Raw genomic sequence first — 24,704 nt, 5'->3', positions numbered from 1 at the left:
GATGAACCTCAGCGCGCCGTTTATCCGCCGCCCCATCGCCACCACGCTGCTGGCGGCCGGGCTCGCGCTGTTTGGGGTGTTGGCCTTCAATTTGTTGCCGGTGGCGCCGCTGCCGGAAGTGGATTTCCCGACCATCAGCGTCAGCGCCTCGTTGCCCGGCGCCGACCCGACCACCGTCGCCAGCTCCGTGGCCACCCCGCTGGAGCGCCAGTTCGGGCAGATTGCCGGCGTGACGCAAATGACCTCCGCCAGTAGCCTCGGCTCGACGCGGATCACCATGCAATTTGACTTGAGCCGCGACATCGACGGCGCCGCGCGGGACGTGCAGGCCGCCATCAATGCCGCGCGCAGCAACTTGCCGAGTGACTTGTCCGGCAACCCGACCTACCGCAAGGTCAACCCGGCGGACTCGCCGATTCTGATCATCAGCCTGACCTCCGACAGCGCCACGCCCGGCCAGATGTACGACGCGGCCTCGACCGTGCTGGAACAGCGTTTGCTGCAAACCACCGGCGTCGGCGATGTGACCGTGGGCGGCGGTGCGCTGCCGGCGGTGCGTGTGGAGCTGAACCCGGACCGGCTTAATCAATATGGCGTGAGCCTGGAGCAAGTGCGTCAGGTCATCAGTGCCTCCAACGCCAACTTGCCCAAAGGCAATGTGGCGGTGGGCGACCGCTCCTACGGCATCAGCGCCAATGATCAACTGCTCGACAGCAATGATTACGGGCCGCTGGTGGTCAAGGCGCACAACGGCGACCTGATCCACATCTCGGACCTGGGCTACGTGCGCGAAGACGTGCAGGACCTGCGCAACTTCGGCCTGTCCAACGGCAAGCCGGCGGTGCTGCTGGTGGTGTTCAAGCAGCCGGGCGCGAACGTGATCGACACCGTGGACGCGGTGAAAGCCTCGTTGCCGTTTCTGCAAAGCTCGATTCCGGCGTCGATCAAGCTGGACCTGCTGATGGACCGCACCACCACTATCCGCGCCTCGCTGCATGACGTGGAAATGACGTTGCTGGCGTCAATCCTGCTGGTCACGCTGGTGACCTTCGGTTTCTTCCGCGACTGGCGCAGCACGCTGGTGCCGGCCATCGTGGTGCCGTTGTCGTTACTCGGTACCTTTGGCGCGATGTATTTCCTCGGCTACAGCCTGAACAACCTGTCGCTGATGGCGCTGACCATTTCCACTGGTTTTGTGGTGGACGACGCCATCGTGGTGGTGGAAAACATCATGCGTCACCTGGAGCGCGGCAAGACGCGGGTGGAAGCCGCAATGGCCGGGGCGCAGGAGGTCGGGTTCACGGTGATGACCATCAGTGTGTCGCTGGTGGCAGTGTTTATTCCTTTGCTGCTGATGGGCGGGATTGTCGGGCGGCTGTTTCGCGAGTTTTCGGTGTCGTTGTCGGTGGCCATCGTGATTTCGATGGTGATTTCGCTGACGGTCACGCCGATGCTTGCCAGCGTGTTGCTGCGCGCGCCGAAGGAGGTTCATGAGGGTAACGAACACCCGGATTCGCGCTTTCATCGCTTCTATGACCGCACGCTGGGTTGGGTCATCGACCACTCAATCCTGATGGGCCTGGTGACGGTGCTGGTCATCGTGCTGGCGGGGGTGTTGTACGTGCTGGTGCCCAAGGGTTTCTTCCCCCAGGAAGACACCGGGCGCCTGCAGGGCAGCATCATTGCGGCGCAGAGCATTTCCTACGGGGCAATGCAAAAGGACTTCACCGAGATCAATCGCAAGGTCATGAAAAACCCCAACGTGGAAACCGCTGCCGGGTTTGTCGGCGGTGGGGGCGGTGGCGGCGGGGCGGTCAACAGTGCGCAGATGTTTGTGTTGCTCAAGCCATTGGGCGAGCGCAAGGACGGCGCCACCGAAGTGATCGCGCAGATCCGCCGTACCCTCGGTGATTTGCCAGGGACCAAGCTGTTCCTGCAGTCGGCCCAGGACATCACCGTGGGTGGGCGGCAAAGTGGGGCGCAATATCAATACACGCTCACCGCCGACGACCAGTCCTCGCTGGACGAATGGGTGCCCAAGGTGGTGGCCGTGCTGCACAAGCTGCCGCAATTGACGGACCTCAACACCGACCAGCAGGACAACAGCCTGTTGGCCAATGTGCACATCAACCGTGACACGGCCGCGCGGCTCGGCGTGGGGATGTCGGCGGTGGATCAAACCCTTTATGACGCCTTTGGCCAGCGTCAGGTGTCGACGCTTTATCGCGCCGCCAACCAGTACCACGTGGTGATGGAAATCGCCCCCGAATACTGGACCGACCCTCAAGCGCTCAAGGGCATTTACGTGCCGAGCGGCAGCCAGGCAGTGTCGGCCAGGGGCACCACCGCCGTGCCGAATCTGGCCAGCCCGGCCCCCTTGGTGCCGCTGTCGGCGCTGGCGGATAACGCAGTGGCACGCACCGCTATTTCCATCAGTCACCAAAGCACGTTTCCGGCGGTCACTGTCTCGTTCAACCTGGCGCCCGGCACGTCCATCGGCCAGGCCACCGAACTGGTGGATGACGCGGTGAAGCAGTTGCGCATGCCGGCCAGCGTCACCGGGCAGTTTGCCGGGACGGCCCAGGTGTTCCAGTCCTCGGTGGCCAGTGAGCCGTTGTTGATCGTTGCCGCGTTGCTCTCGGTGTACATCGTGCTGGGCATTCTGTATGAAAACCTGATGCACCCGCTGACCATTCTTTCCACCTTGCCCTCGGCGGGTGTCGGCGCGTTGATTGCCTTGCTGCTGACGGGCACTGAGTTGTCGATCATTGCGCTGGTGGGGGTGATTCTGTTGATTGGTATCGTGAAGAAGAACGCAATCATGATGATCGACTTCGCGATCACTGAGCGGCGTGAGTTTGGCCTCAGTGCCAAAGAGGCGATTCGCCGCGCGTGCCTGATCCGCTTCCGGCCGATCATGATGACCACGCTGGCGGCAATTCTCGGCGCGTTGCCGCTGGTGCTCGGCACGGGCTATGGCTCGGAACTGCGCCGGCCCTTGGGCATTTCGATTATTGGCGGGTTGCTGCTCAGCCAGGTGCTGACGCTCTACACCACCCCGGTGATTTACCTCTGGCTCGACCGGGCGTCGCAACGCCTGGGGCGGCACAAGGAAGCAAGGTCATGAAATTCAGAGTTAGCGTGCTGGTGGTCAGCCTGATGCTGGGTGGTTGCATGGTTGGGCCGGACTATCAAAAGCCCGCCATGGAACTGCCGCAGTCGTTCAAGGAAGGCGCGCAGTGGCAGCGCGCGGCGTCCAACCCGCAAGGCGCGCTGGACAGCCAGTGGTGGCTGGCCTATCAGGACCCGGTGTTGAACGATTTGGTGGCGCGCTCGGCCAAAGCCAACCAGTCGATTATCGCGGCGGAGGCAGCGTACCGGCTGGCCCAGGCGCAGGTGGCGTCGAGCCGCGCCGGGTTGTGGCCGACGGTGGGCGTGGGGTTGTCGGGCTCGCGGGGGGAGGGCGGTGATGGCAGCAGCAGTTCCGGCACCACCGCGTCGACCGGTGTGAAAAACAGCGTAAGCGCGACCCTGACGGCCAGTTGGGAACCGGATTTATGGGGGCTGGTGCGCCGGGGGATTGAGTCGAGCCAGGCCACCGCCCAGCAATCGGATGCGTTGCTGGCCGGTGTCCGCCTGTCGATCAGTTCCAGCGTAGCGAGTAACTATCTGGCGCTGCGGCAGATGGATATCGATGTGCGCTTGCTGCAACAGCAGCAGACGATCAATCAACAATTGCTCGACATGATTCAGGCGCAGTTTACCCAGGGCGTGGCGACCAACGACCAGTTGCTGGTGGCGCAGGACCAACTGACCACTTCGATTGCCGACTTGCAGACGTCGCTGCGTGACCGTGAACAATACGAGCATGCGCTGGCGGTGCTGGTGGGCGTGGCGCCGAGTGAGTTCAGTGTGGCGCCGCGTACCGATTTTGCTTTCGTGGTGCCGCGCCCGCCGTTGTCGTTGCCGTCGACGTTACTGCAACGGCGGCCGGATGTGGTGGCGGCCGAACGTTCGGCAGCGGCGGCGAACGCCAAGATCGGAGTAGCGCAGGCGGCGTTTTTTCCGACGCTGGACCTTACGGCGTCGGCGGGCTATCGCGGCAGTGCGTTGGGTGGGTTGTTTTCGTTGCCCAATCGCATCTGGACCCTTGGGCCTGCGCTGGCTGAGACGATTTTTGATGGTGGCGCCCGCGAGGCGGCGGTCAAGCAGGCTGAGGCGAGTTATGACCAGATTGCGGCCAACTACCGTGGCACGGTGCTCAGTGCGTTGCAGAATGTGGAGGACAACTTGTCGGCGATCAATCATCTGCAGGCGCAGGCTGATGCGTTTGGGCAGGTGTTTGCGCGCAATCAGCAGTTGTTTGGTAGCCAGCAGGCGCAGTTGCGGGCGGGCACTGTCAGCCGGGAGGCTGTGTTGACTCAGCAGCTTGTGCTCCTGCAAGCCGAGCAGAATTTGCGCGATACCCAGGGGCAGTTGAGTCAGGGGAGTGTGGCGTTGATCCAGAGCCTGGGCGGCGGCTGGCAACCCTGATTCACCGGTGCCCCCATGTGGGAGCTGGCTTGCCTGCGATGGTGGCCTTCAGATCGCCCACTGTCTTGCTGATGCCCCACGATCCAAATGTGGGAGCGGCGGTGCGACGATTCGACTTGCTCGCGAAGGCGGTGTAGCAGGCGCTACATCTCTTGGGGCGGAGTACATATCCATTGCTGCGGTAACGGCTGGAATTGGTTCCGCTTTTACAGCGGGTCACTTTTTGAAGAGCGCAAAAAGTAACCAAAAACGCTCCGCCCCACCACTCGGCACCTCGCTTAGGCTCGGCGTGCGGCCAGCGTGGTTAACGGGGCGTCTGAGATCAAAAGCCAGATCAAAAGCAGAGCAACAGCGTCCGTTGTTTGTGTGGGTATCTATATTCCGTTGTAACGCTCGCGTTATATTCGCGGCACTTTAAACGCAGGATGCCCGAATCATGGCAGGAAGCAGCTTGTTGGCACTGATCGACGATATCGCCGCCGTGCTCGACGATGTGGCGTTGATGACCAAAATGGCGGCCAAGAAAACCGCCGGTGTCCTCGGTGATGACTTGGCGCTCAATGCCCAGCAGGTGTCCGGGGTGCGGGCCGAGCGGGAGATTCCCGTGGTGTGGGCGGTGGCCAAGGGCTCGTTTGTTAACAAGTTGATTCTGGTACCGGCTGCGCTGTTGATCAGTGCGTTTGCGCCCTGGGCGGTGACGCCGTTGTTGATGCTCGGTGGTGCGTATTTGTGTTTTGAGGGCTTTGAGAAGCTCGCGCATAGCTTTTTGCATAAGCGCACCGAAGAGCAGGCACATCTGGTTGAGGCCGTGGCTGACCCGGCGACTGACTTGGTGGCGTTTGAGAAGGACAAGATCAAAGGCGCGATCCGCACTGACTTTATCCTCTCGGCCGAAATTATCGCCATCACCCTCGGCACTGTGGCCGATGCGCCACTGATGCAACAGGTCATCGTACTGTCGGGCATTGCCATCGTCATGACGATCGGCGTTTACGGGCTGGTGGCCGGTATCGTCAAGCTGGATGACCTAGGCCTGTGGCTGACACAAAAGCCCGGCCAGGCCGCGCGAAGTATCGGCGGGGCGATTTTGCGCGCAGCGCCTTACATGATGAAAAGCCTGTCGGTGATCGGCACGGCGGCGATGTTTATGGTCGGCGGCGGCATTCTGACCCACGGCGTGCCGGCGGTGCATCACTGGATTGACGCAGTGAGCCAGAACACTGGCGGGCTGGCGTGGTTGATGCCGACCTTGCTGAATGCGGTGGCGGGGGTCGCTGCGGGGGCGCTTGTATTGGCGGTGGTCAGCGTAACCGGCAAAGCCTGGAAAGCCCTGAAGGCTTGAATAATTGCAGGCAATAAAAAAGGCCATTCATTCGAATGGCCTTTTTTTGTGGCGCCCGGTTTACTCGGCAATCTGCAACTTACGCGATTCCGTATAGATGTAGCGCACTTTTTCGTACTCAAACGGCGAGTTCATCTGACCGTAGCGGAAGCTGGTCTGGTAGCGCTTGTCGACGGCGCGCAGGGCCCAGATTTCCGGGTGGTTTTCGCTGACTTTCGATACGTTGAGGAAGTTGACCTCGGTTTCCGCGCCGTAGTCGACGACCAAGCCGGTGGTGTCGCGCAGGTTCGAGGGGCCGAAGATCGGCAGCACGAGGTAGGCGCCGCCGGGCACGCCGTAGAAGCCCAGGGTCTGGCCGAAATCTTCGCTTTGGCGCGGCAGGCCCATGGCGGTGGCCGGGTCCCACAGGCCGGCGATGCCGATGGTGGTGTTGAGCAGCAGGCGCCCGGTGGTTTCCAGGGAGCGATGGCCCTTGAGTTGCAGCAGGCTGTTCAACAGGTTGGGCACGTCGCCCAGGTTGTTGAAGAAGTTGCTCACGCCGGTACGCAGAAAGCTCGGCGTGACGTAGCGGTAACCGTCGACCACCGGCAGGAACACCCATTGGTCGAAGCGGTAGTTGAAGTGGTACACGCGACGGTTCCACGACTCCAGCGGGTCGTAGACGTTGAGCGCGGTCAGCGACGAACGTTCGAACTCACGCTGGTCCAGGCCCGGGTTGAACTTGAGCTTGGTCAGTGGTTCCTTGAAGCCGTCAGAGTCAACCTTGACCGGTTCGTGGGCCTTGCTGTTGTCGGCATTGGCAACGCCTGCGCACATCAGGGCAGCGAGCAGCAGAAGATATTTAGCCACGGAAGAACTCCAGCATGGCGTCGGCGTTGACGCGGTAATTGAGGTTGCCGCAGTGGCCGCCCAGCGGGTAGACGGTCAAGCGATCGCCGAAGGTTTTACGCAGGAAACCGAGGTCGCCGGGGCCCAGGATCACGTCGTCGGCGTTGTGCATCACGGCGATTTTCGGGCTGCTGTGCAGGTAGTCCTTGAGGGCGTACAGGCTGACCTGGTCAACCAGTTGCAACAGGCTGCCGCCGTCGGTGCGGGCGCGCCACATCGGGATCACTTGTTCGGTGAGGTAGCAATCGAAGTCGCATTGCAGTGCACGCTTGAGGAAGGGCGTGAGGCTGGTGCCTTCGGTGATCGGGTATTTGGGCGGGATGATCAGGCCGCGACGGTTGATCAGGTCCGAGGTGAAGGCGATGTCGGCCGCCGAGAAGCGGAACGAGGTGCCGATCAGCATGGCCATTTGTTCGTTGGTCAGGTGCTGCTTGGAGTTCTGGAAGTCGTAGAGCAGGGCGTCGTTGAGGTCGATGTAGCCTTTCTGCTGGAAGTAGCGGGTCAATTTGTTCAACACCAGCTCATAGAAGGTGGTGGTGTTGTTGATGCCTTTGACTTCGGTCTGCACCAGCTTGTCGAGGTTGGTGATCGAGGTATAGAGGTTGACCGGCGGGTTAAGCAGCAACACTTTCTTGAAGTTGAAGCTGCGGCGGGTCTCGTCGAGCTTGCTCACAAATGCCGCATCCAGGCCGCCCAGGCTATAGCCGGTGAGGTAGAAGTCGGTGATCGGCAGTGAAGCATTTTGCGCACGCACGGCTTGCATGACGCGGTACATGTCTTCGGCGTCTTCCTGCGTCACGCCAGGCGTGGCGTAGCGTGAAGCGGCACTGATGAAGTCGAAGCTGGTCGGCGACGACAGTTGCACGACGTGGTAGCCGGCCTGGTAATACAGCTTTTTCAGGTATTCGTTGATGCTGCTGTCAAACCGCGCGCCGGTGCCTGCGATCAGGAAGATCAGCGGCGCAGCGTGGTCCTGCTTGGCGATGCGGTAGGTGAGCTTTTTCACTGCCCAGAAGTTATCCGGCAGGCTGAACTCGCGCTCGGGGCGCATGTTCAGGGTGTAGTCGGACTGGTTGATTTCGTCGTCGCTCGGCAATTTGGGCCGAAGGTCCGGTGGCGTGGTCGCGATGGTCGCTTCGAACGGGTTCGTCAAAGGGTAGCCATAGGTGGCTTGGTCTATGTCGACCGCCAGTGCTGACGCACTCAGAAAAAGGCTGCCCAACAGGGCAACACAGCGCAAGGAACGGAGCATGACTTAATCCCTAAGAGGAAAGGTGCTGAATGAAGTTCGCAGGCTATGACCACCGCGCTATCGCCGAAGTGCCAGCACTCGGCACGAAAAGTCGGAAATAAACGTCGGATTCGGGGTAATAGTAGCCAGACGATACACTTTGCGACGCTTTGTTGAACACTTATCTGCGTACGCACCTTGCCAATGGCCGCCGGGGGATTAAGCTGAGCGCCGTTTTTGCCTTTCGGAGTACTCCAATGTCCCGTCGTTTGCCCTGGATCCTGCTGCTTATTGCCCTGCCGCTATGGCTGGCTGCCAGTTATGGCGCACGTTATGGCTTTATGGAGGACGGTCAGTGGGTCGGCATCTGCGCCGATGAGGCCAGCCGCTGGGAATGCCAGTTGCGCTCGAACCTGGGGCTGATGATCCACTTCAAGGTGCTGGGTTGGGCGGCGCTGGTTACGGCAGTGCTGGCGTTTTTTGTGCCTGGCCGTGCGGGCTGGGGGCTGGCGGTACTGGGGATGGTGTTCGGGTTGCCGGCGCTGGCGTTGTACAACACCACGTTTGCGGTGTTTGCGGTGGTGATTGCGGGGTTGCGGTTGGTCAGGAAGCCAAGGGCAGCCTGACAGGGCCTCTTCGCGAGCAAGCCCGCTCCCACATTTGATTGGGTTTACATAGTTCTATTTGTGAACACGGTCAAATGTGGGAGCGGGCTTGCTCGCGAAAGCGGTGTCAAGCCTTGCGCACCCGCAAGCAACGCCACAAAGCTGCAACCATCAGCACACTCACCACTGCCCAACCCCAAGCCTGCTGGTTCAACAGGCCTTCACGGTACAACTGCGGCGCAATGCCGGCACCGATGATAAAGGCCAGCAGCGCAATTTCCCGACGCGGCCCGGCCACCGGGCGAACCAGGTACACCAGCGCCGGCAACACCAGTGCGGCACTCGGAAAGCTGCGATAGCGCGGGTCAAATACCAGCGCCAGCATCATTACCGCACCGGCGAAGCCGGCAATCGCCACCAGCCAGCCTGCGCGTTTCTCCAGCCAGTTGAAGGCGCGCTCGCGCCAGCCTTCCCGTGAGCTCAAGGCCAGCGCCGCGTGGGCCAGCACCAGCAGGTTCAGCACCACCAGCAAGCCGGCCCAGACCCATTCATCATTGAAGCGCGCGGTCACACGGGTCAGCTCGGCCCAAGTGCCGATGGAGCAGGCAGCGACAGCGCCGAGCAACGGCAAGGCCATGGCGGCACGGGTGCTGCGTACGCGACCACCGAGCACCAGCGTACCGAGCAGGATGATCCCGCCAACGCCCAGCCACAGCGGCCAGTACGGCAGATTGGTTACCGGCCCGGCGAGAATGCCCTTGTCCTGGCGGTCTGCATCGAACAGTCCCCAGTAACCCCCGACCGCACCCTCACTCGCACGCTTCCACGGCTGGTCAAACGCTTCGATCAGGTTGTAACGCCAGCCATTGGCTTCGGCCATGGCCACAAAACCGCGCATGAATTTGGCTTCGTTGACCCGGCTCGGCACGGCGGTTTCACGCTGGCGGCCTTCGCTGGGCCAGCCGGTTTCGCCGATCAGCACATCCTTGGGGGCGAATTTATTGCCGAAGGTCTGGCGCACTTCGCCCACATGCTTGAGCGCCTGGTCGATGCCCGACGGGTCGTCTTCCCAGTACGGCAGCAGGTGAATGGTCAGGAAGTCCACCGCCGGAGCGATTTCCGGGTGTTTCAGCCAGAACTCCCACACGTCTGCGTAGGTCACCGGTTGCTGGATGTGGCTTTTGACCTTGTGGATCAACCTCACCAACTGTTTGGCGGTGACTTCCTTGCGCAGCAGCGCTTCGTTGCCGACGATCACCGAGGTCACGACATCCGGGTTGGCATTGGCCGAGGCAATCAATTGGTCGACCTCGTTCTCAGTCGCCACCGGGTCGCTGCTGACCCAGGCGCCGATCATCAACTTCACGCCGTGCTTGCGGGCCAGGTCTGGCAACGCTTCCAGGCCGGTCATGGAGTAGGTGCGAATGCACTCAAAGCGGGTGGCCAGCAGTGCGAGGTCGGCGTCCATGCGCTCGGGGCGCAGCTTGAACGGCTGGTCGAAGGGCGATTGGTCCTTGTCGAACGGCGTGTAGGACGCGCATTGCATCTTGTGGCTGGCGCTGGCGACATCCGGCAGCACCACCGGCCGGCCGAGGCCATACCAATAGCCGACAAGGGCCAGCACACCGAGGATCAGGGCGAAAAAATAGGGCAGGGCAGGAAAGCGGGCATTCGCGGGCATGGTCGGCTTATCTGGGGGAGCAAAGGCGCGCATCTTACCCGGATTTGTCCCCTCCCAGTGGGGCTGCATAATTTTGACATGCAAAGTTCGGGCGGGATTTTGACGCCAAGTCCTACGAAGCGTCCTGCTGGCGATGTGATGTCGTTTCTTGCTTACCTGAGGTCGCAGTCAGAGCAGGTTGCAAGCCCCGTCAGGTTGATGATCAAAGCATCAGCACTCCACTGATGGGGCAGCAGCCGGATCGATGCGCGTGAAGGGGGCGCGGTGCACCACCATAACAACTAGGTTGACGTCGCTCGGCATCCGCCGGGCGCAGCACTTTCGGGGAAGTACGATGAAGATGCGACGACTCTTGGGCGCAGCTGCCACTCTGGTAGTTGCGATGAGCTCCACACTGGCCAGCGCCGACAGCAAAACCCTGAGCATCGGCTATGTAGATGGCTGGTCCGACAGCGTGGCCACCACCCACGTAGCGGCGGAAGTGATCAAGCAAAAGCTCGGTTATGACGTGAAACTGCAGGCCGTCGCCACCGGGATCATGTGGCAGGGCGTGGCCACCGGCAAGCTCGACGCCATGCTCTCCGCCTGGCTGCCCGTGACCCACGGTGAGTACTGGGCCAAGAACAAGGACAAGGTGGTCGACTACGGCCCCAACTTCAAGGACGCGAAGATCGGCCTGATCGTGCCGGAGTACGTCAAGGCCAAGTCCATCGAAGACCTCAAGACCGACACCACCTTCAAGAACAAAATCGTCGGCATCGACGCCGGTTCAGGCGTGATGCTCAAGACGGATGAGGCCATCAAGGCTTACGGTCTGGACTACAAGCTGCAAGCCAGCTCCGGCGCGGCAATGATCGCTGAACTGACCCGTGCCGAAGACAAACAGGAATCCATCGCGGTCACCGGCTGGGTGCCACACTGGATGTTCGCCAAGTGGAAACTGCGTTTCCTCGACGATCCAAAAGGGATTTATGGTGCTGCTGAAACCGTGAACAGCATCGGCAGCAAGGACCTGGAGAAGAAAGCGCCGGAAGTTGCGGCCTTCCTGAAGAAATTCCAGTGGGCCTCCAAGGACGAAATCGGCGAAGTCATGCTGGCAATCCAAGAGGGCGCCAAGCCTGACGCGGCGGCCAAAGACTGGGTGGCCAAGCACCCTGAGCGTGTAGCCGAATGGACCGCCAAATAACCATTCACCTGTAACCTGATGTGGGAGCGGGCTTGTGTGGGAGCGGGCTTGCTCGCGAATACGGTGGTTCAGTCACCAGATGTATTGACTGGCACTACGCCTTCGCGAGCAAGCCCGCTCCCACACAAGCCCGCTCCCACATGACTTTCACCGCCTGCAAATCCTCCTGCGCTCTGACAATCCCTCGCTACACTCGATCTAAGACTAAGGTCGTCTGGAACCTCTACGGCAGCCGCATACAGTGGATACGTTCCAAAATAATAAAAAGCTGTGCTGCGAGGATAAAAACAATGAACGACAGCATTTACCTCTCGATTCAAAACAGCCCGCGTTTCAAGGAGCTGGTCAGAAAAAGGGAAAGGTTCGCCTGGATTCTCTCGGCGATCATGCTAGGGCTTTACTCCGCTTTCATCCTGTTGATCGCCTACGGGCCACAAGTGCTGGGGGCCAAGATCAGCCCCGGTTCCTCGATTACCTGGGGCATTCCCCTGGGCGTCGGACTGATTGTGTCCGCCTTCATCCTGACCGGTATCTATGTACGCCGGGCCAACGGCGAATTTGACGACCTGAACAATGCGATTCTCAAGGAGGCTGCGCAATGATCCGGCGTCTATTGGCTGTATTCGGCGCTTCGCTGTTTGCTCCGGCCGTTTGGGCGGCGGATGCATTGACCGGTGAAGTGCATAAGCAACCGCTGAACATCTCGGCCATCGTGATGTTTATCGCGTTTGTCGGCGCCACCCTGTGCATTACCTACTGGGCGTCCAAGCGCAACAAGTCGGCGGCAGACTACTATGCGGCGGGCGGCAAGATCACCGGCTTCCAGAATGGCCTGGCGATTGCCGGCGACTACATGTCGGCGGCGTCCTTCCTGGGGATTTCCGCGCTGGTGTTCACCTCCGGCTACGATGGCCTGATCTACTCGATCGGCTTCCTGGTGGGCTGGCCGATCATTCTGTTCCTGATCGCCGAGCGCCTGCGTAACCTGGGTAAGTACACCTTTGCCGACGTGGCTTCCTATCGCCTCGGGCAAACCCAGATCCGCAGCCTGTCGGCCTGTGGCTCGCTGGTGGTGGTGGCGTTCTACCTGATCGCGCAGATGGTGGGCGCGGGCAAGCTGATTCAGCTGCTGTTCGGCCTGGACTACCACGTTGCGGTGATTCTGGTGGGTATCCTGATGTGCATGTACGTGTTGTTCGGCGGCATGCTGGCGACCACCTGGGTGCAGATCATCAAGGCTGTGCTGTTGCTGTCCGGCGCCTCGTTCATGGCGCTGATGGTGATGAAGCACGTCAACTTCGACTTCAACATGCTGTTCTCCGAGGCGATCAAGGTTCACCCTAAAGGTGAAGCGATCATGAGCCCTGGCGGCCTGGTGAAAGACCCGATCTCGGCATTCTCCCTGGGCCTGGCACTGATGTTCGGTACCGCTGGCCTGCCGCACATCCTGATGCGCTTCTTCACCGTGAGCGACGCCAAGGAAGCGCGCAAGAGCGTGCTGTATGCCACTGGCTTCATCGGCTACTTCTATATCCTGACGTTCATCATCGGTTTTGGCGCGATCCTGTTGGTCAGCACCAACCCGGCGTTCAAGGATGCGGCAGGCGCCTTGCTGGGCGGTAACAACATGGCGGCGGTGCACCTGGCCAACGCAGTGGGTGGCAGTATTTTCCTGGGCTTCATCTCGGCTGTGGCGTTTGCCACCATTCTCGCGGTGGTCGCCGGTCTGACCCTGGCCGGTGCTTCGGCGGTGTCTCACGACCTGTATGCCAGCGTGATCAAGAAGGGCAAGGCCAACGACAAGGATGAGATTCGCGTCTCGAAGATCACCACCGTGGCCTTGGGTGTATTGGCAATCGGCCTGGGTATCCTGTTCGAAAGCCAGAACATCGCATTCATGGTGGGCCTGGCGTTCTCCATTGCAGCCAGCTGTAACTTCCCCGTGTTGCTGCTTTCCATGTACTGGAAAAACCTCACCACCCGTGGCGCGATGATTGGCGGCTGGCTGGGCTTGATCAGTGCCGTCGGCCTGATGATCCTTGGCCCGACCATCTGGGTCTCGATCCTGCACCATGAAAAAGCCATCTTCCCGTACGAGTACCCGGCGCTGTTCTCGATGATCATTGCGTTCGTCGGCATCTGGTTCTTCTCCATCACCGACAAGTCGGCGGCGGCTGAGAAAGAGCGTGCGTTGTACTTCCCGCAGTTTGTGCGTTCGCAGACTGGCCTGGGGGCGAGCGGGGCGGTTAACCACTAAACGTTGTAACCGTTACAAAAAAAATGCCCCGGTCGTGAGATCGGGGCATTTTTTTGCTTTTATTGTGAGTCGATATCACAAAACTGTTTCTCAGAATCTGCACAAATAAAAACGGCCTCCTTGTAAAAGGAGGCCGTTTTTAAGACCAAATAGTTAGATGCTTACTTGCGATCTTCCAGTTTGGTGATATCACGCGACTCGTAGCCGGTGTACAGCTGGCGTGGGCGGCCAATCTTGTACGGGCTGGAGAGCATTTCTTTCCAGTGCGAGATCCAGCCGACGGTACGTGCGAGGGCGAAGATCACGGTGAACATGCTGGTTGGAATGCCGATCGCCTTGAGGATGATCCCCGAGTAGAAGTCGACGTTCGGGTACAGCGAGCGTTCGATGAAGTACGGATCGGTCAGGGCGATCTCTTCCAGGCGCATGGCCAGTTCGAGCTGCGGATCGTTCTTGATGCCCAGTTCTTTCAGTACTTCGTCGCAGGTCTGCTTCATCACGGTGGCACGCGGGTCGCGGTTCTTGTAGACCCGGTGACCGAAGCCCATCAACTTGAACGGATCGTTCTTGTCCTTGGCCTTGGCGATGAATTTGTCGATGTTCGAGACATCGCCGATTTCATCGAGCATGGTCAATACGGCTTCGTTCGCACCGCCGTGGGCAGGGCCCCACAGTGCAGCGATACCGGCGGCGATACAGGCGAACGGGTTGGCACCCGAAGAGCCCGCCAGACGTACGGTAGAAGTCGAGGCGTTCTGCTCGTGGTCGGCGTGGAGGATGAAGATCCGGTCCATGGCCTTGGCGAGTGTCGGGCTGATCGGTTTGATCTCGCACGGCGTGTTGAACATCATGTGCAGGAAGTTTTCCGCGTACGACAGGTCGTTGCGCGGGTACATCATGGGCTGGCCCATGGAGTACTTGTAAACCATCGCGGCCAGGGTCGGCATCTTGGCAACCAGGCGGATCGCGGAGATTTCGCGATGCTGCGGGTTATTGATGTCCAGGGAGTCGTGATAGAAGGCCGACAGGGCGCCGACCACGCCGCACATGACGGCCATCGGGTGGGCGTCGCGACGGAAGCCGTTGAAGAAGGTCTTCAACTGCTCGTGAACCATGGTGTGGTTCTTCACATTGCTGACAAACTTGGCTTTCTGCTCGGCCGTTGGCAGTTCGCCATTGAGCAGCAGGTAGCAGGTTTCCAGGTAGTCCGACTTCTCGGCCAGTTGCTCGATCGGGTAGCCGCGGTGCAGCAGAATGCCATTGTCACCATCGATATAGGTGATCTTCGACTCGCAAGAGGCGGTCGACATGAAGCCTGGGTCGAATGTGAAACGGCCCGTGGCCGTCAGGCCCCGTACGTCGATAACATCGGGACCAACGGTGCCGGTTAAAATGGGCAGCTCGACGGGGGCTGCGCCCTCGATGATCAACTGCGCTTTTTTGTCAGCCATGTGGCCTCCTATTTATGCTTCAAATCATCAGACAGACCCCCCACGCAGGGCCCGCACCACTATATTGATATAAATCCAGATGTCAATTTGCCTAAAGTCTTGCTCCAGAAGGCTTTAACCGTACTTTTTCGTCGAAATTGCCTGCCATTTACGCCTTTTATCCCGCTAACGCAATCAGCTATTAGGGTGAGGAGCGCGCGTTGTCATTAGTAACCTAACTGTCTATACTCGGCCACCGACCGCCAAGGGCTTTTGGGCTTGCTTTCATTGGGGGTCGCACTCCCTGGGTGGTGCTTACCTGACCAGTGCACTCCCCAACAACTTTGCCCTGATTGTTAGGGGCTCTTCAGTGTGAAAAAAAGCCGTGAATAGCCAACGACCTGTAAACCTAGACCTAAGGACCATCAAACTCCCCATCACCGGCGTTACGTCGTTCCTGCACCGTGTTTCCGGCATCATCCTGTTCCTGGGCCTGGGCATCATGCTTTATGCATTGAGCAAATCCCTGGGTTCCGCGGAAGGTTACGCCGAGGTGAAGGCATGCTTGACCAGCCCGCTGGCCAAGTTCGTAGCATGGGGCCTCCTGTCCGCTCTGCTGTATCACCTGGTTGCCGGTGTGCGCCACTTGATCATGGATGCGGGTATCGGTGAGACGCTGGAAGGCGGCCGCCTGGGCTCGAAAATCATCATCGCCATTTCCGTGGTGCTGATCGTTCTGGCAGGAGTTTGGATATGGTAACCAGCGTTACGAACCTTTCGCGTTCGGGCCTCTATGACTGGATGGCACAACGTGTGTCTGCGGTCGTTCTCGCGGCTTATTTCATTTTCCTGATCGGATACCTCGTCGCACACCCGGGCATCACCTTTGAACAATGGCATGGCCTGTTCGCCCACAATGCGATGCGAATCTTCAGTCTGCTGGCCCTTGTAGCCCTGGGCGCACACGCCTGGGTCGGCATGTGGACCATCGCGACCGACTACCTGACGCCGATGGCGCTGGGCAAGTCCGCGACTGCAGTCCGTTTCCTCTTCCAGGCAGTATGCGGCGTCGCGATGTTCGCTTACTTCGTCTGGGGTGTGCAGATTCTTTGGGGTATCTGATTCATGGCTAACATTCCAACTATTTCCTTCGACGCCATCATTATTGGTGGCGGCGGTGCCGGCATGCGCGCAGCGCTGCAGCTGGCGCAGGGTGGTCACAAGACTGCCGTGATCACCAAGGTGTTCCCGACACGTTCCCACACCGTTTCGGCCCAGGGTGGCATCACCTGCGCCATCGCCTCTGCCGACCCGAACGATGACTGGCGCTGGCACATGTACGATACCGTCAAGGGTTCCGACTATATCGGTGACCAGGACGCTATCGAATACATGTGTCAGGAAGGCCCGGCCGCCGTGTTCGAGCTGGACCACATGGGTCTGCCGTTCTCGCGTACCGAGCAAGGCCGTATCTACCAGCGTCCATTCGGCGGCCAGTCGAAGGATTACGGTAAAGGCGGCCAGGCTGCCCGTACCTGTGCTGCATCCGACCGTACCGGTCACGCGCTGCTGCACACCCTCTATCAGGGCAACCTGAAAGCCGGTACCACGTTCCTGAACGAGTACTACGCTGTCGATCTGGTGAAGAACGCACAAGGCGAGTTCGTCGGTGTGATCGCCATCTGCATCGAAACCGGTGAAACCACCTACATCCGCGCCAAGGCTACTGTTCTGGCGACCGGCGGTGCAGGCCGTATCTACGCGTCGACCACCAACGCCTTGATCAACACCGGTGACGGCGTCGGCATGGCACTGCGTGCCGGCGTACCGGTACAAGACATCGAAATGTGGCAGTTCCACCCGACCGGCATCGCCGGCGCCGGTGTACTGGTGACCGAAGGTTGCCGTGGTGAAGGTGGTTACCTGATCAACAAGCACGGCGAGCGTTTCATGGAGCGTTATGCTCCGAACGCCAAAGACCTGGCCGGTCGTGACGTTGTAGCCCGTTCGATGGTTAAAGAGATCATCGCCGGCAACGGCTGCGGCCCGAACGGCGACCACGTACTGCTCAAACTCGATCACCTGGGTGAAGAAGTACTGCACAGCCGCCTGCCTGGTATCTGCGAGCTGTCCAAGACCTTTGCTCACGTTGACCCGGTGGTTGCTCCGGTTCCGGTTGTTCCGACTTGCCACTACATGATGGGCGGCGTGCCGACCAACATCCATGGCCAGGCGATCACCCAGAACGCCGATGGCCAGGACGAGATCATTCACGGTCTGTTCGCGGTAGGTGAAGTGGCGTGCGTATCGGTACACGGTGCCAACCGTCTGGGCGGCAACTCGCTGCTCGACCTGGTGGTATTCGGCCGTGCTGCCGGCCTGCACCTCGAAAAAGCGCTGACCGACGGCATCGAATACGATGACGCGACCGACGCCAATATCGAAGCTGCACTGGCCCGTCTGAACGCTCTGAACGAGCGCACTGATGGCGAAGACGTAGCTACCCTGCGTCGCGAGCTGCAAAGCTGCATGCAGAACTACTTCGGTGTGTTCCGTACCGGCGAATACATGCAGAAGGGTATTGCCCAACTGGCTGACCTGCGCAAGCGCATCGCCAACGTCAAGATCAACGATAAGAGCCAGGCGTTCAACACCGCTCGTATCGAAGCCCTTGAATTGCAAAACCTGCTGGAAGTGGCTGAAGCGACTGCGATTGCCGCCGAGGTTCGTAAAGAATCCCGTGGTGCTCACGCTCGTGAAGACTTTGAAGACCGCGACGACGAAAACTGGTTGTGCCACACCCTGTACTTCCCGGGTGACAAGCGCGTAACCAAGCGTGCCGTGAACTTCTCACCGAAGACGGTTCCGACGTTTGAACCGAAGATTCGGACTTACTAAGGGTGGCTGCCATGTTGAAAGTCAGTGTTTACCGCTACAACCCTGATCAGGACGCCGCGCCGTTCATGCAGGAATTCCAGGTCGATACCGGTGGTAAAGACCTGATGGTGCTGGACGTGCTGGCCCTGATCAAAGAGCAGGACGAGGGTTTCTCCTATCGTCGCTCTTGCCGTGAAGGTGTTTGCGGTTCCGACGGCATGAACATCAACGGCAAAAACGGCCTGGCGTGCATCACGCCGCTGTCCGCTGTTGTGAAAGGCAACAAGCTGATCGTTCGTCCACTGCCAGGTTTGCCGGTTATCCGTGACCTGGTTGTCGATATGAGCATCTTCTACAAGCAATACGAGAAAGTTAAGCCATTCCTGCAGAACGACACGCCGGCTCCGGCCATCGAGCGTCTGCAGTCCCCTGAAGAGCGTGAAAAGCTCGACGGTCTGTACGAGTGCATCCTGTGCGCTTGCTGCTCGACCTCGTGCCCGTCCTTCTGGTGGAACCCGGACAAGTTCCTGGGCCCGGCTGCCCTGCTGCAAGCGTACCGCTTCCTGGCAGACAGCCGTGACACCAAGACGTCCGAGCGCCTGGCTTCACTGGATGACCCGTTCAGCGTATTCCGCTGCCGCGGGATCATGAACTGCGTCAACGTATGTCCCAAAGGCCTGAACCCGACTAAGGCCATTGGTCACATCCGTAACATGCTGCTGCAGAGCGGCGTGTAACTGGCGTTGTGGTAAAAGCAGGACCGTTGTGCCCGTAAATGCTACGGCGCAGGCTTCAACCGGCGCCGTAGTTTTAACTTGAGCAGCGACTTACAAAGCCGCAGCTCTTATTTTGAAGAAATGAGACAAGCAGGGGCATTCGGGTTGGTACCCGAACTATCAGCGTGATCCTAAGTGGCTTGTTTTGGTCGCTGCACTTGGCCTTTTGCAAGCAAACTCGGTGTTTTCGCCGGTGGTGTCCCCAAATCGAGGGTGACCAAGCATGCAAGAAAGCGTGATGCAGCGCATGTGGAACAGCGGCTATCTTTCAGGTGGTAACGCTGCCTATGTGGAAGAGCTTTATGAGCTCTACCTGCACGACCCTAACGCTGTGCCAGAAGAATGGCGCACCAAATTTCAGACGTTGTCTTCAGACGGCAACGCTGCCACCGATGTATCGCACGCAACAATTCGCGATCAGTTTGTGCTGCTGGCAAAGAACCAGCGCCGCGCCCAACCGGTTTCCGCCGGTAGCGTGAGCAGCGAGCACGAGAAGAAGCAAGTTGAAGTATTGCGACTGATCCAGGCCTACCGGATGCGCGGCCACCAGGCGGCCCAGCTTGACCCGCTGGGGCTCTGGAAGCGTCCTGCACCTGCAGACCTGTCGATCAATCATTACGGCTTGACCAATGCCGATCTTGATACGACCTTCCGTGCCGGCGACCTGTTCATCGGCAAAGAGGAAGCGAGCCTACGCGAAATTCACGAAGCGTTGCAGCAGACATATTGCCGCACCATCGGCGCTGAATTTACGCACATCACCGATTCCGAGCAGCGCCACTGGTTCCAGCATCGCCTGGAAGGTGTGCGTGGCCGTCCGGTTTTGTCTGCCGATGTACGCAGCCACTTGCTGGAGCGCGTGACCGCAGCTGAAGGTCTCGAGAAATACCTGGGTACTAAATACCCGGGCACCAAGCGTTTTGGCCTGGAAGGCGGCGAAAGCCTGATTCCAATGCTCGACGAGCTGATCCAGCGTTCCGGTTCCTACGGCACCAAGGAAATCGTGATCGGCATGGCTCACCGTGGTCGCCTGAACGTGTTGGTCAACACCTTCGGCAAGAACCCGCGCGAGCTGTTCGACGAGTTCGAAGGCAAGAAGAAGGTTGAGTTGGGTTCCGGTGACGTTAAATACCACCAGGGCTTCTCGTCCAACGTGATGACCACCGGCGGTGAAGTTCACCTGGCCATGGCCTTCAACCCATCCCACCTGGAAATTGTTTCCCCGGTGGTCGAGGGTTCGGTACGTGCTCGCCAGGATCGTCGCAACGATTCTACCGGTGAGAAGGTTCTGCCGATTTCCATCCACGGTGACGCGGCATTCGCCGGCCAAGGCGTGGTCCTGGAAACGTTCCAGATGTCGCAGACTCGCGGCTTCAAGACCGGCGGTACCGTTCACATCGTCATCAACAACCAGGTGGGCTTCACCATCAGCAACCCGCTGGACGCGCGCTCTACCGAGTACGCGACCGACGTTGCCAAGATGATCCAGGCACCGATCCTCCATGTGAATGGTGATGATCCGGAAGCCGTGTTGTTCGTGACCCAGCTCGCCATCGACTACCGCATGCAGTTCAAGCGTGACGTGGTCATCGACCTGGTCTGCTACCGCCGTCGCGGTCACAACGAAGCGGATGAGCCTAGCGGCACCCAACCGTTGATGTACCAGCAAATCACCAAGCAGCGCACTACCCGTGAGCTGTACGCCGACAGCCTGATCAAGGCCGGTGTGGTTGACGATGCGCGTGTTCAGGCGAAGATCGATGAATACCGCAACGCGCTGGATAACGGCCTGCACGTCGTGAAAAGCCTGGTTAAAGAGCCGAACAAAGAGCTGTTCGTTGACTGGCGTCCGTACTTGGGTCACACCTGGACTGCACGTCACGACACCTCGTTCGATCTGAAGACCCTGCAGGAACTGTCCGCCAAGCTGCTGGAAATTCCGGAAGGCTTCGTGGTTCAGCGCCAGGTTGCGAAGATCTACGAAGACCGTCAGAAGATGCAAGCCGGCGGCCTGCCGATCAACTGGGGTTACGCTGAAACCATGGCGTACGCGACCCTGGCGTTCGAAGGTCACCCGATCCGCATGACCGGCCAGGACATCGGCCGTGGTACGTTCTCGCACCGTCATGCTGTGCTGCACAACCAGAAAGATGCGGGCACCTACATCCCGTTGCAGAACCTGTACGAAGGCCAGCCACGTTTCGACCTGTACGATTCGTTCCTGTCCGAAGAAGCCGTGCTGGCGTTCGAATACGGCTACTCGACCACCACGCCTAACGCGCTGGTGATCTGGGAAGCCCAGTTCGGCGACTTCGCCAACGGTGCTCAGGTGGTGATCGACCAGTTCATCACCAGCGGCGAGCACAAGTGGGGCCGTCTGTGCGGTCTGACCATGTTGCTGCCACACGGTTATGAAGGTCAGGGTCCTGAGCACTCCTCGGCCCGTCTGGAGCGTTACCTGCAGCTGTGCGCCGAGCACAACATCCAGGTGTGCGTGCCGACTACCCCGGCCCAGATCTACCACTTGCTGCGTCGCCAGGTGATCCGCCCGCTGCGCAAACCGCTGGTAGTGCTGACGCCGAAGTCGCTGTTGCGTCATAAATTGGCCATCTCGACCCTGGAAGATCTGGCGGATGGTTCGTTCCAGACCGTTATTCCAGAAATCGACACGCTGGACGCCGCCAAGGTCACTCGCCTGATCCTGTGCAGCGGCAAGGTTTACTACGACTTGCTGGAAAAACGCCGTGCGGAAGGCCGCGAAGACATCGCCATCGTGCGTATCGAGCAGCTTTACCCGTTCCCGGAAGACGACCTGATGGAGGCCATCGCGCCTTACACCAACCTCACGAATGCCGTGTGGTGTCAGGAAGAACCGATGAACCAGGGCGCTTGGTACAGCAGCCAGCATCATTTGCGTCGCAGCATCGGTAACCACAAAACAGGTCTTGGCCTGGAGTACGCCGGTCGTGATGCTTCTGCTGCACCTGCGTGTGGTTATGCGTCGATGCACGCCGAGCAGCAGGAAAAACTGCTGCAAGATGCTTTCACTGTTTAACGCCTTCGCGCTGACTGAAACCGAATTTTAAGGACCCACAGATAATGGCTATCGAAATCAAAGCCCCGTCATTCCCGGAATCGGTTGCCGATGGCACCGTTGCCACCTGGCACAAGAAACCAGGCGAGGCCGTCAAGCGTGACGACCTGATCGTCGACATCGAGACCGACAAAGTCGTTCTGGAAGTGTTGGCCGAAGCTGACGGCGTGCTGGGCGCGATCGTTGCTGAAGAGGGCGCCACCGTCCTGTCGAACCAGGTACTGGGCTCGATCGAAGAGGGCGGCGCTGCTGCTGCCGCTCCAGCCGCTGCTGCTCCGGCTGCCGCCGCTGCACCCGCCGCTGCTCCGGCTGCTGGCGCTGAAGACCCGATCGCTGCACCGGCTGCCCGTCAGCTGGCTGAAGAGAACGGCATCAACCTGGCTTCCGTAAAAGGCACCGGCAAAGACGGTCGCATCACCAAGGAAGACGTGGTTGCTGCTGTTGAAGCCAAGAAAAACGCTCCAGCTGCCGCACCTGCCAAGGCTGCTGCCCCGGCTGCCGCTGCACCTGTGTTCGCCGCTGGCGACCGCACCGAGAAGCGCGTACCGATGACCCGCGTACGTGCCACAGTGGCCAAGCGTCTGGTTGAAGCACAGTCGAACATGGCGATGCTGACGACTTTCAACGAAGTCGACATGACCGAAGTCATGGCGTTGCGTTCGAAGTACAAGGATCTCTTTGAGAAGAGCCATAACGGCGTACGTTTGGGCTTCATGTCCTTCTTCGTGAAAGCGGCCACCGAAGCGCTGAAGCGCTTCCCGGCCGTCAACGCTTCGATCGACGGCAGCGACATCGTTTACCACGGCTATGCAGACATCGGCGTTGCCGTGTCCAGCGACCGTGGCCTGGTGGTACCGGTTCTGCGTAACGCCGAGCTGATGAGCCTGGCTGAAATCGAAGGCGGCATCGCCGGCTTCGGCAAGAAAGCCCGTGACGGCAAGCTGACCATCGACGAGATGACCGGCGGTACCTTCACCATCACCAACGGTGGTACCTTCGGTTCGATGATGTCGACCCCGATCGTCAACCCACCGCAAGCTGCGATCCTGGGCATGCACAACATCATCCAGCGTCCTATGGCCATCAACGGCCAGGTCGTGATCCGCCCGATGATGTACCTGGCGCTGTCCTACGATCACCGCCTGATCGATGGTAAAGAAGCCGTGACTTTCCTGGTGACCATCAAGAACCTGCTGGAAGACCCGGCTCGTCTGCTGCTGGATATCTGATAGAAGCAGCTGCAGGCCCTGGGGCAAACTGCCAGTCAAGGCAGCTTGACCCTGGGCTTGCGGCTTGAAAGCTTGCTGCTAAATAGAGGAACTATTTTCATGTCGCAGAAATTTGACGTTGTAGTGATTGGTGCAGGTCCTGGCGGCTATGTTGCCGCCATCAAGGCCGCACAACTGGGCCTCTCGACTGCTTGCATCGAAAAATACACCGACAAGGAAGGCAAACTGGCACTGGGCGGTACCTGCCTGAACGTCGGTTGCATTCCTTCCAAGGCGCTGCTGGACAGCTCCTGGAAATTCCACGAAGCCCAAGACGGCTTCGCGATCCACGGCATCAACCATGCTGGCGTGACCATGGACGTGCCAGCAATGGTCGGCCGTAAAGCCAACATCGTTAAGGGCCTGACGTCTGGCGTTGCGACCTTGTTCAAGGCCAACGGTGTGACTTCCCTGCAAGGCCACGGCAAACTGCTGGCCGGCAAGAAGATCGAAATCACCAAGCCAGACGGTTCGGTTGAAGTCATCGAAGCTGAAAACGTGATCCTGGCGCCAGGTTCGCGCCCAATCGACATTCCGCCTGCTCCAGTCGACAACAACGTCATCGTTGATTCGACCGGCGCCCTGGAATTCCAATCGGTTCCAAAACGTCTGGGCGTGATCGGCGCTGGCGTGATCGGCCTGGAACTGGGTTCGGTATGGTCCCGTCTGGGTGCTGAAGTGACTGTCCTGGAAGCCCTGGACACGTTCCTGCTGGCTGCCGACACCGCCGTGTCCAAAGAAGCGCTGAAAACCCTGACCAAACAAGGTCTGGACATCAAGCTGGGCGCTCGCGTAACCGGTTCGAAAGTTAACGGCGAAGAAGTCGTTGTTAACTACACCGACAAGGATGGCGAAAAAACCATCACTTTCGACAAGCTGATCGTAGCTGTTGGTCGCCGTCCAGTGACGACCGACCTGCTGGCTTCCGACAGCGGTGTGACCCTCGACGAGCGCGGCTATGTGCACGTTGACGATCACTGCGCGACCACCGTGCCTGGCGTATACGCCATCGGCGACGTGGTTCGCGGCATGATGCTGGCGCACAAGGCTTCCGAAGAAGGCATCATGGTTGTCGAGCGCATCAAGGGCCACAAAACCCAGATGAACTACGACCTGATCCCATCGGTTATCTACACCCACCCGGAAATTGCATGGGTCGGCAAGAACGAACAGCAGTTGAAAGCTGAAGGCGTTGAAGTTAACGTCGGCACCTTCCCGTTCGCCGCTTCTGGCCGTGCCATGGCAGCCAACGACACCGGTGGTTTTGTCAAAGTCATCGCTGATGCCAAGACTGACCGCGTATTGGGCGTCCACGTGATTGGCCCGAGCGCTGCAGAACTGGTTCAGCAAGGCGCGATCGGTATGGAATTCGGCACCAGTGCCGAAGACCTGGGCATGATGGTCTTCTCCCATCCGACCCTGTCCGAAGCGTTGCACGAAGCAGCGTTGGCAGTGAATGGCGGCGCCATCCACATCGCCAACCGCAAGAAGCGCTAAGCAAGATAATAAGAAACCACGGCGGAGTTGCCCGTCGTG

General features: G+C 59.6%; 18 protein-coding genes. 14 read left to right on the top strand and 4 right to left on the bottom strand.

The window, feature by feature from the left end:
- Position 1 precedes the first annotated feature (1 nt).
- The 3 genes from AB4P94_RS28345 (at position 2) to AB4P94_RS28335 (ending at position 5,875) form a co-directional block, all read left to right on the top strand.
- The gene (locus AB4P94_RS28345; RefSeq protein WP_395608407.1) at positions 2–3,127 is read left to right on the top strand and encodes an efflux RND transporter permease subunit; all 3,126 of its coding nucleotides are present in this window, start codon (positions 2–4) and stop codon (positions 3,125–3,127) included.
- Positions 3,124–4,533 carry an efflux transporter outer membrane subunit gene (locus tag AB4P94_RS28340; RefSeq protein WP_395608406.1) on the top strand — a complete coding sequence of 470 codons (1,410 nt, stop codon included), beginning with the start codon at positions 3,124–3,126 and terminating at the stop codon, positions 4,531–4,533. Before AB4P94_RS28345 ends, AB4P94_RS28340 begins: the two co-directional genes overlap by 4 nt.
- A gap of 436 nt (positions 4,534–4,969) precedes the next feature.
- Positions 4,970–5,875, top strand: coding sequence for a DUF808 domain-containing protein (locus AB4P94_RS28335; protein WP_395608405.1), 906 nt, complete (start codon positions 4,970–4,972; stop codon positions 5,873–5,875).
- A gap of 60 nt (positions 5,876–5,935) precedes the next feature.
- Here the strand turns inward: AB4P94_RS28335 and AB4P94_RS28330 are convergent, their stop codons facing one another.
- The gene (locus tag AB4P94_RS28330) at positions 5,936–6,724 is read right to left on the bottom strand and encodes a VacJ family lipoprotein (RefSeq protein WP_395608404.1); all 789 of its coding nucleotides are present in this window, start codon (positions 6,722–6,724) and stop codon (positions 5,936–5,938) included.
- The gene (locus AB4P94_RS28325) at positions 6,717–8,015 is read right to left on the bottom strand and encodes a serine/threonine protein kinase (RefSeq protein ID WP_395608403.1); all 1,299 of its coding nucleotides are present in this window, start codon (positions 8,013–8,015) and stop codon (positions 6,717–6,719) included. Before AB4P94_RS28325 ends, AB4P94_RS28330 begins: the two co-directional genes overlap by 8 nt.
- 236 nt (positions 8,016–8,251) lie before the next feature.
- On the opposite strand from AB4P94_RS28325, the gene AB4P94_RS28320 reads away from it, so the two are divergent.
- Complete coding sequence (locus AB4P94_RS28320) at positions 8,252–8,620, top strand: hypothetical protein (protein ID WP_395608402.1); 369 nt, start codon at positions 8,252–8,254, stop codon at positions 8,618–8,620.
- 106 nt (positions 8,621–8,726) lie between these two features.
- On the opposite strand, the gene AB4P94_RS28315 is transcribed toward AB4P94_RS28320, so the two are convergent.
- A complete protein-coding gene (locus tag AB4P94_RS28315; protein ID WP_395608401.1) occupies positions 8,727–10,280 on the bottom strand; it encodes a glycosyl hydrolase family 17 protein in 1,554 nt (517 codons plus the stop codon).
- Positions 10,281–10,614: 334 nt separating this feature from the next.
- Between AB4P94_RS28315 and AB4P94_RS28310 the strand changes: the two genes are divergently transcribed.
- The 3 genes from AB4P94_RS28310 (at position 10,615) to AB4P94_RS28300 (ending at position 13,723) form a co-directional block, all read left to right on the top strand.
- The gene (locus tag AB4P94_RS28310; RefSeq protein ID WP_395608400.1) at positions 10,615–11,466 is read left to right on the top strand and encodes a glycine betaine ABC transporter substrate-binding protein; all 852 of its coding nucleotides are present in this window, start codon (positions 10,615–10,617) and stop codon (positions 11,464–11,466) included.
- A gap of 290 nt (positions 11,467–11,756) precedes the next feature.
- Positions 11,757–12,068 carry a DUF485 domain-containing protein gene (locus AB4P94_RS28305; RefSeq protein ID WP_003190001.1) on the top strand — a complete coding sequence of 104 codons (312 nt, stop codon included), beginning with the start codon at positions 11,757–11,759 and terminating at the stop codon, positions 12,066–12,068.
- On the top strand, positions 12,065–13,723 hold the full coding sequence (locus AB4P94_RS28300) for a cation acetate symporter (RefSeq protein ID WP_395608399.1): 1,659 nt from the start codon (positions 12,065–12,067) through the stop codon (positions 13,721–13,723). Before AB4P94_RS28305 ends, AB4P94_RS28300 begins: the two co-directional genes overlap by 4 nt.
- Before the next feature lie 161 nt (positions 13,724–13,884).
- Here AB4P94_RS28300 and gltA read toward each other — a convergent pair whose 3' ends face one another.
- Positions 13,885–15,174, bottom strand: a complete 1,290-nt coding sequence (gene gltA / locus AB4P94_RS28295) for a citrate synthase (protein WP_395608398.1) — start codon at positions 15,172–15,174, stop codon at positions 13,885–13,887.
- 364 nt (positions 15,175–15,538) lie between these two features.
- On the opposite strand from gltA, the gene sdhC reads away from it, so the two are divergent.
- From sdhC to lpdA, 7 genes are all read left to right on the top strand, one after another.
- A complete protein-coding gene (gene sdhC, locus AB4P94_RS28290) occupies positions 15,539–15,913 on the top strand; it encodes a succinate dehydrogenase, cytochrome b556 subunit (RefSeq protein WP_016974691.1) in 375 nt (124 codons plus the stop codon).
- A complete protein-coding gene (gene sdhD / locus AB4P94_RS28285; RefSeq protein WP_078741603.1) occupies positions 15,907–16,275 on the top strand; it encodes a succinate dehydrogenase, hydrophobic membrane anchor protein in 369 nt (122 codons plus the stop codon). Before sdhC ends, sdhD begins: the two co-directional genes overlap by 7 nt.
- A gap of 3 nt (positions 16,276–16,278) precedes the next feature.
- Entirely contained in the window at positions 16,279–18,051 is a 1,773-nt protein-coding gene (sdhA, locus tag AB4P94_RS28280; protein ID WP_186608062.1) for a succinate dehydrogenase flavoprotein subunit, read from the top strand.
- Positions 18,052–18,062: 11 nt separating this feature from the next.
- Complete coding sequence (locus AB4P94_RS28275) at positions 18,063–18,767, top strand: succinate dehydrogenase iron-sulfur subunit (RefSeq protein WP_003172807.1); 705 nt, start codon at positions 18,063–18,065, stop codon at positions 18,765–18,767.
- A gap of 262 nt (positions 18,768–19,029) precedes the next feature.
- Entirely contained in the window at positions 19,030–21,861 is a 2,832-nt protein-coding gene (locus AB4P94_RS28270) for a 2-oxoglutarate dehydrogenase E1 component (protein ID WP_395608397.1), read from the top strand.
- Between the two features lie 44 nt (positions 21,862–21,905).
- The gene (odhB, locus tag AB4P94_RS28265; protein WP_395608396.1) at positions 21,906–23,129 is read left to right on the top strand and encodes a 2-oxoglutarate dehydrogenase complex dihydrolipoyllysine-residue succinyltransferase; all 1,224 of its coding nucleotides are present in this window, start codon (positions 21,906–21,908) and stop codon (positions 23,127–23,129) included.
- 99 nt (positions 23,130–23,228) lie between these two features.
- A complete protein-coding gene (gene lpdA, locus AB4P94_RS28260; RefSeq protein ID WP_395608395.1) occupies positions 23,229–24,665 on the top strand; it encodes a dihydrolipoyl dehydrogenase in 1,437 nt (478 codons plus the stop codon).
- Positions 24,666–24,704 lie beyond the last annotated feature (39 nt).

Source organism: Pseudomonas sp. B22129 (assembly GCF_044218875.1).
GTDB lineage: Bacteria > Pseudomonadota > Gammaproteobacteria > Pseudomonadales > Pseudomonadaceae > Aquipseudomonas.
Note: the sequence above shows the minus strand (reverse complement) of the source record. Positions and strands in the feature narration are given on the sequence as shown.

Coding starts and splice junctions, on each gene's coding strand:
- odhB (WP_395608396.1), top strand. CDS start 21,906: ATGGCTATCGAAATCAAAGCCCCGTCATTCCCGGAATCGGTTGCCGAT.
- sdhA (WP_186608062.1), top strand. CDS start 16,279: ATGGCTAACATTCCAACTATTTCCTTCGACGCCATCATTATTGGTGGC.
- AB4P94_RS28270 (WP_395608397.1), top strand. CDS start 19,030: ATGCAAGAAAGCGTGATGCAGCGCATGTGGAACAGCGGCTATCTTTCA.
- AB4P94_RS28345 (WP_395608407.1), top strand. CDS start 2: ATGAACCTCAGCGCGCCGTTTATCCGCCGCCCCATCGCCACCACGCTG.
- AB4P94_RS28300 (WP_395608399.1), top strand. CDS start 12,065: ATGATCCGGCGTCTATTGGCTGTATTCGGCGCTTCGCTGTTTGCTCCG.
- sdhD (WP_078741603.1), top strand. CDS start 15,907: ATGGTAACCAGCGTTACGAACCTTTCGCGTTCGGGCCTCTATGACTGG.
- AB4P94_RS28275 (WP_003172807.1), top strand. CDS start 18,063: ATGTTGAAAGTCAGTGTTTACCGCTACAACCCTGATCAGGACGCCGCG.
- AB4P94_RS28315 (WP_395608401.1), bottom strand. CDS start 10,280: ATGCCCGCGAATGCCCGCTTTCCTGCCCTGCCCTATTTTTTCGCCCTG.
- AB4P94_RS28335 (WP_395608405.1), top strand. CDS start 4,970: ATGGCAGGAAGCAGCTTGTTGGCACTGATCGACGATATCGCCGCCGTG.
- AB4P94_RS28340 (WP_395608406.1), top strand. CDS start 3,124: ATGAAATTCAGAGTTAGCGTGCTGGTGGTCAGCCTGATGCTGGGTGGT.
- gltA (WP_395608398.1), bottom strand. CDS start 15,174: ATGGCTGACAAAAAAGCGCAGTTGATCATCGAGGGCGCAGCCCCCGTC.
- AB4P94_RS28305 (WP_003190001.1), top strand. CDS start 11,757: ATGAACGACAGCATTTACCTCTCGATTCAAAACAGCCCGCGTTTCAAG.
- AB4P94_RS28310 (WP_395608400.1), top strand. CDS start 10,615: ATGAAGATGCGACGACTCTTGGGCGCAGCTGCCACTCTGGTAGTTGCG.
- AB4P94_RS28325 (WP_395608403.1), bottom strand. CDS start 8,015: ATGCTCCGTTCCTTGCGCTGTGTTGCCCTGTTGGGCAGCCTTTTTCTG.
- AB4P94_RS28320 (WP_395608402.1), top strand. CDS start 8,252: ATGTCCCGTCGTTTGCCCTGGATCCTGCTGCTTATTGCCCTGCCGCTA.
- lpdA (WP_395608395.1), top strand. CDS start 23,229: ATGTCGCAGAAATTTGACGTTGTAGTGATTGGTGCAGGTCCTGGCGGC.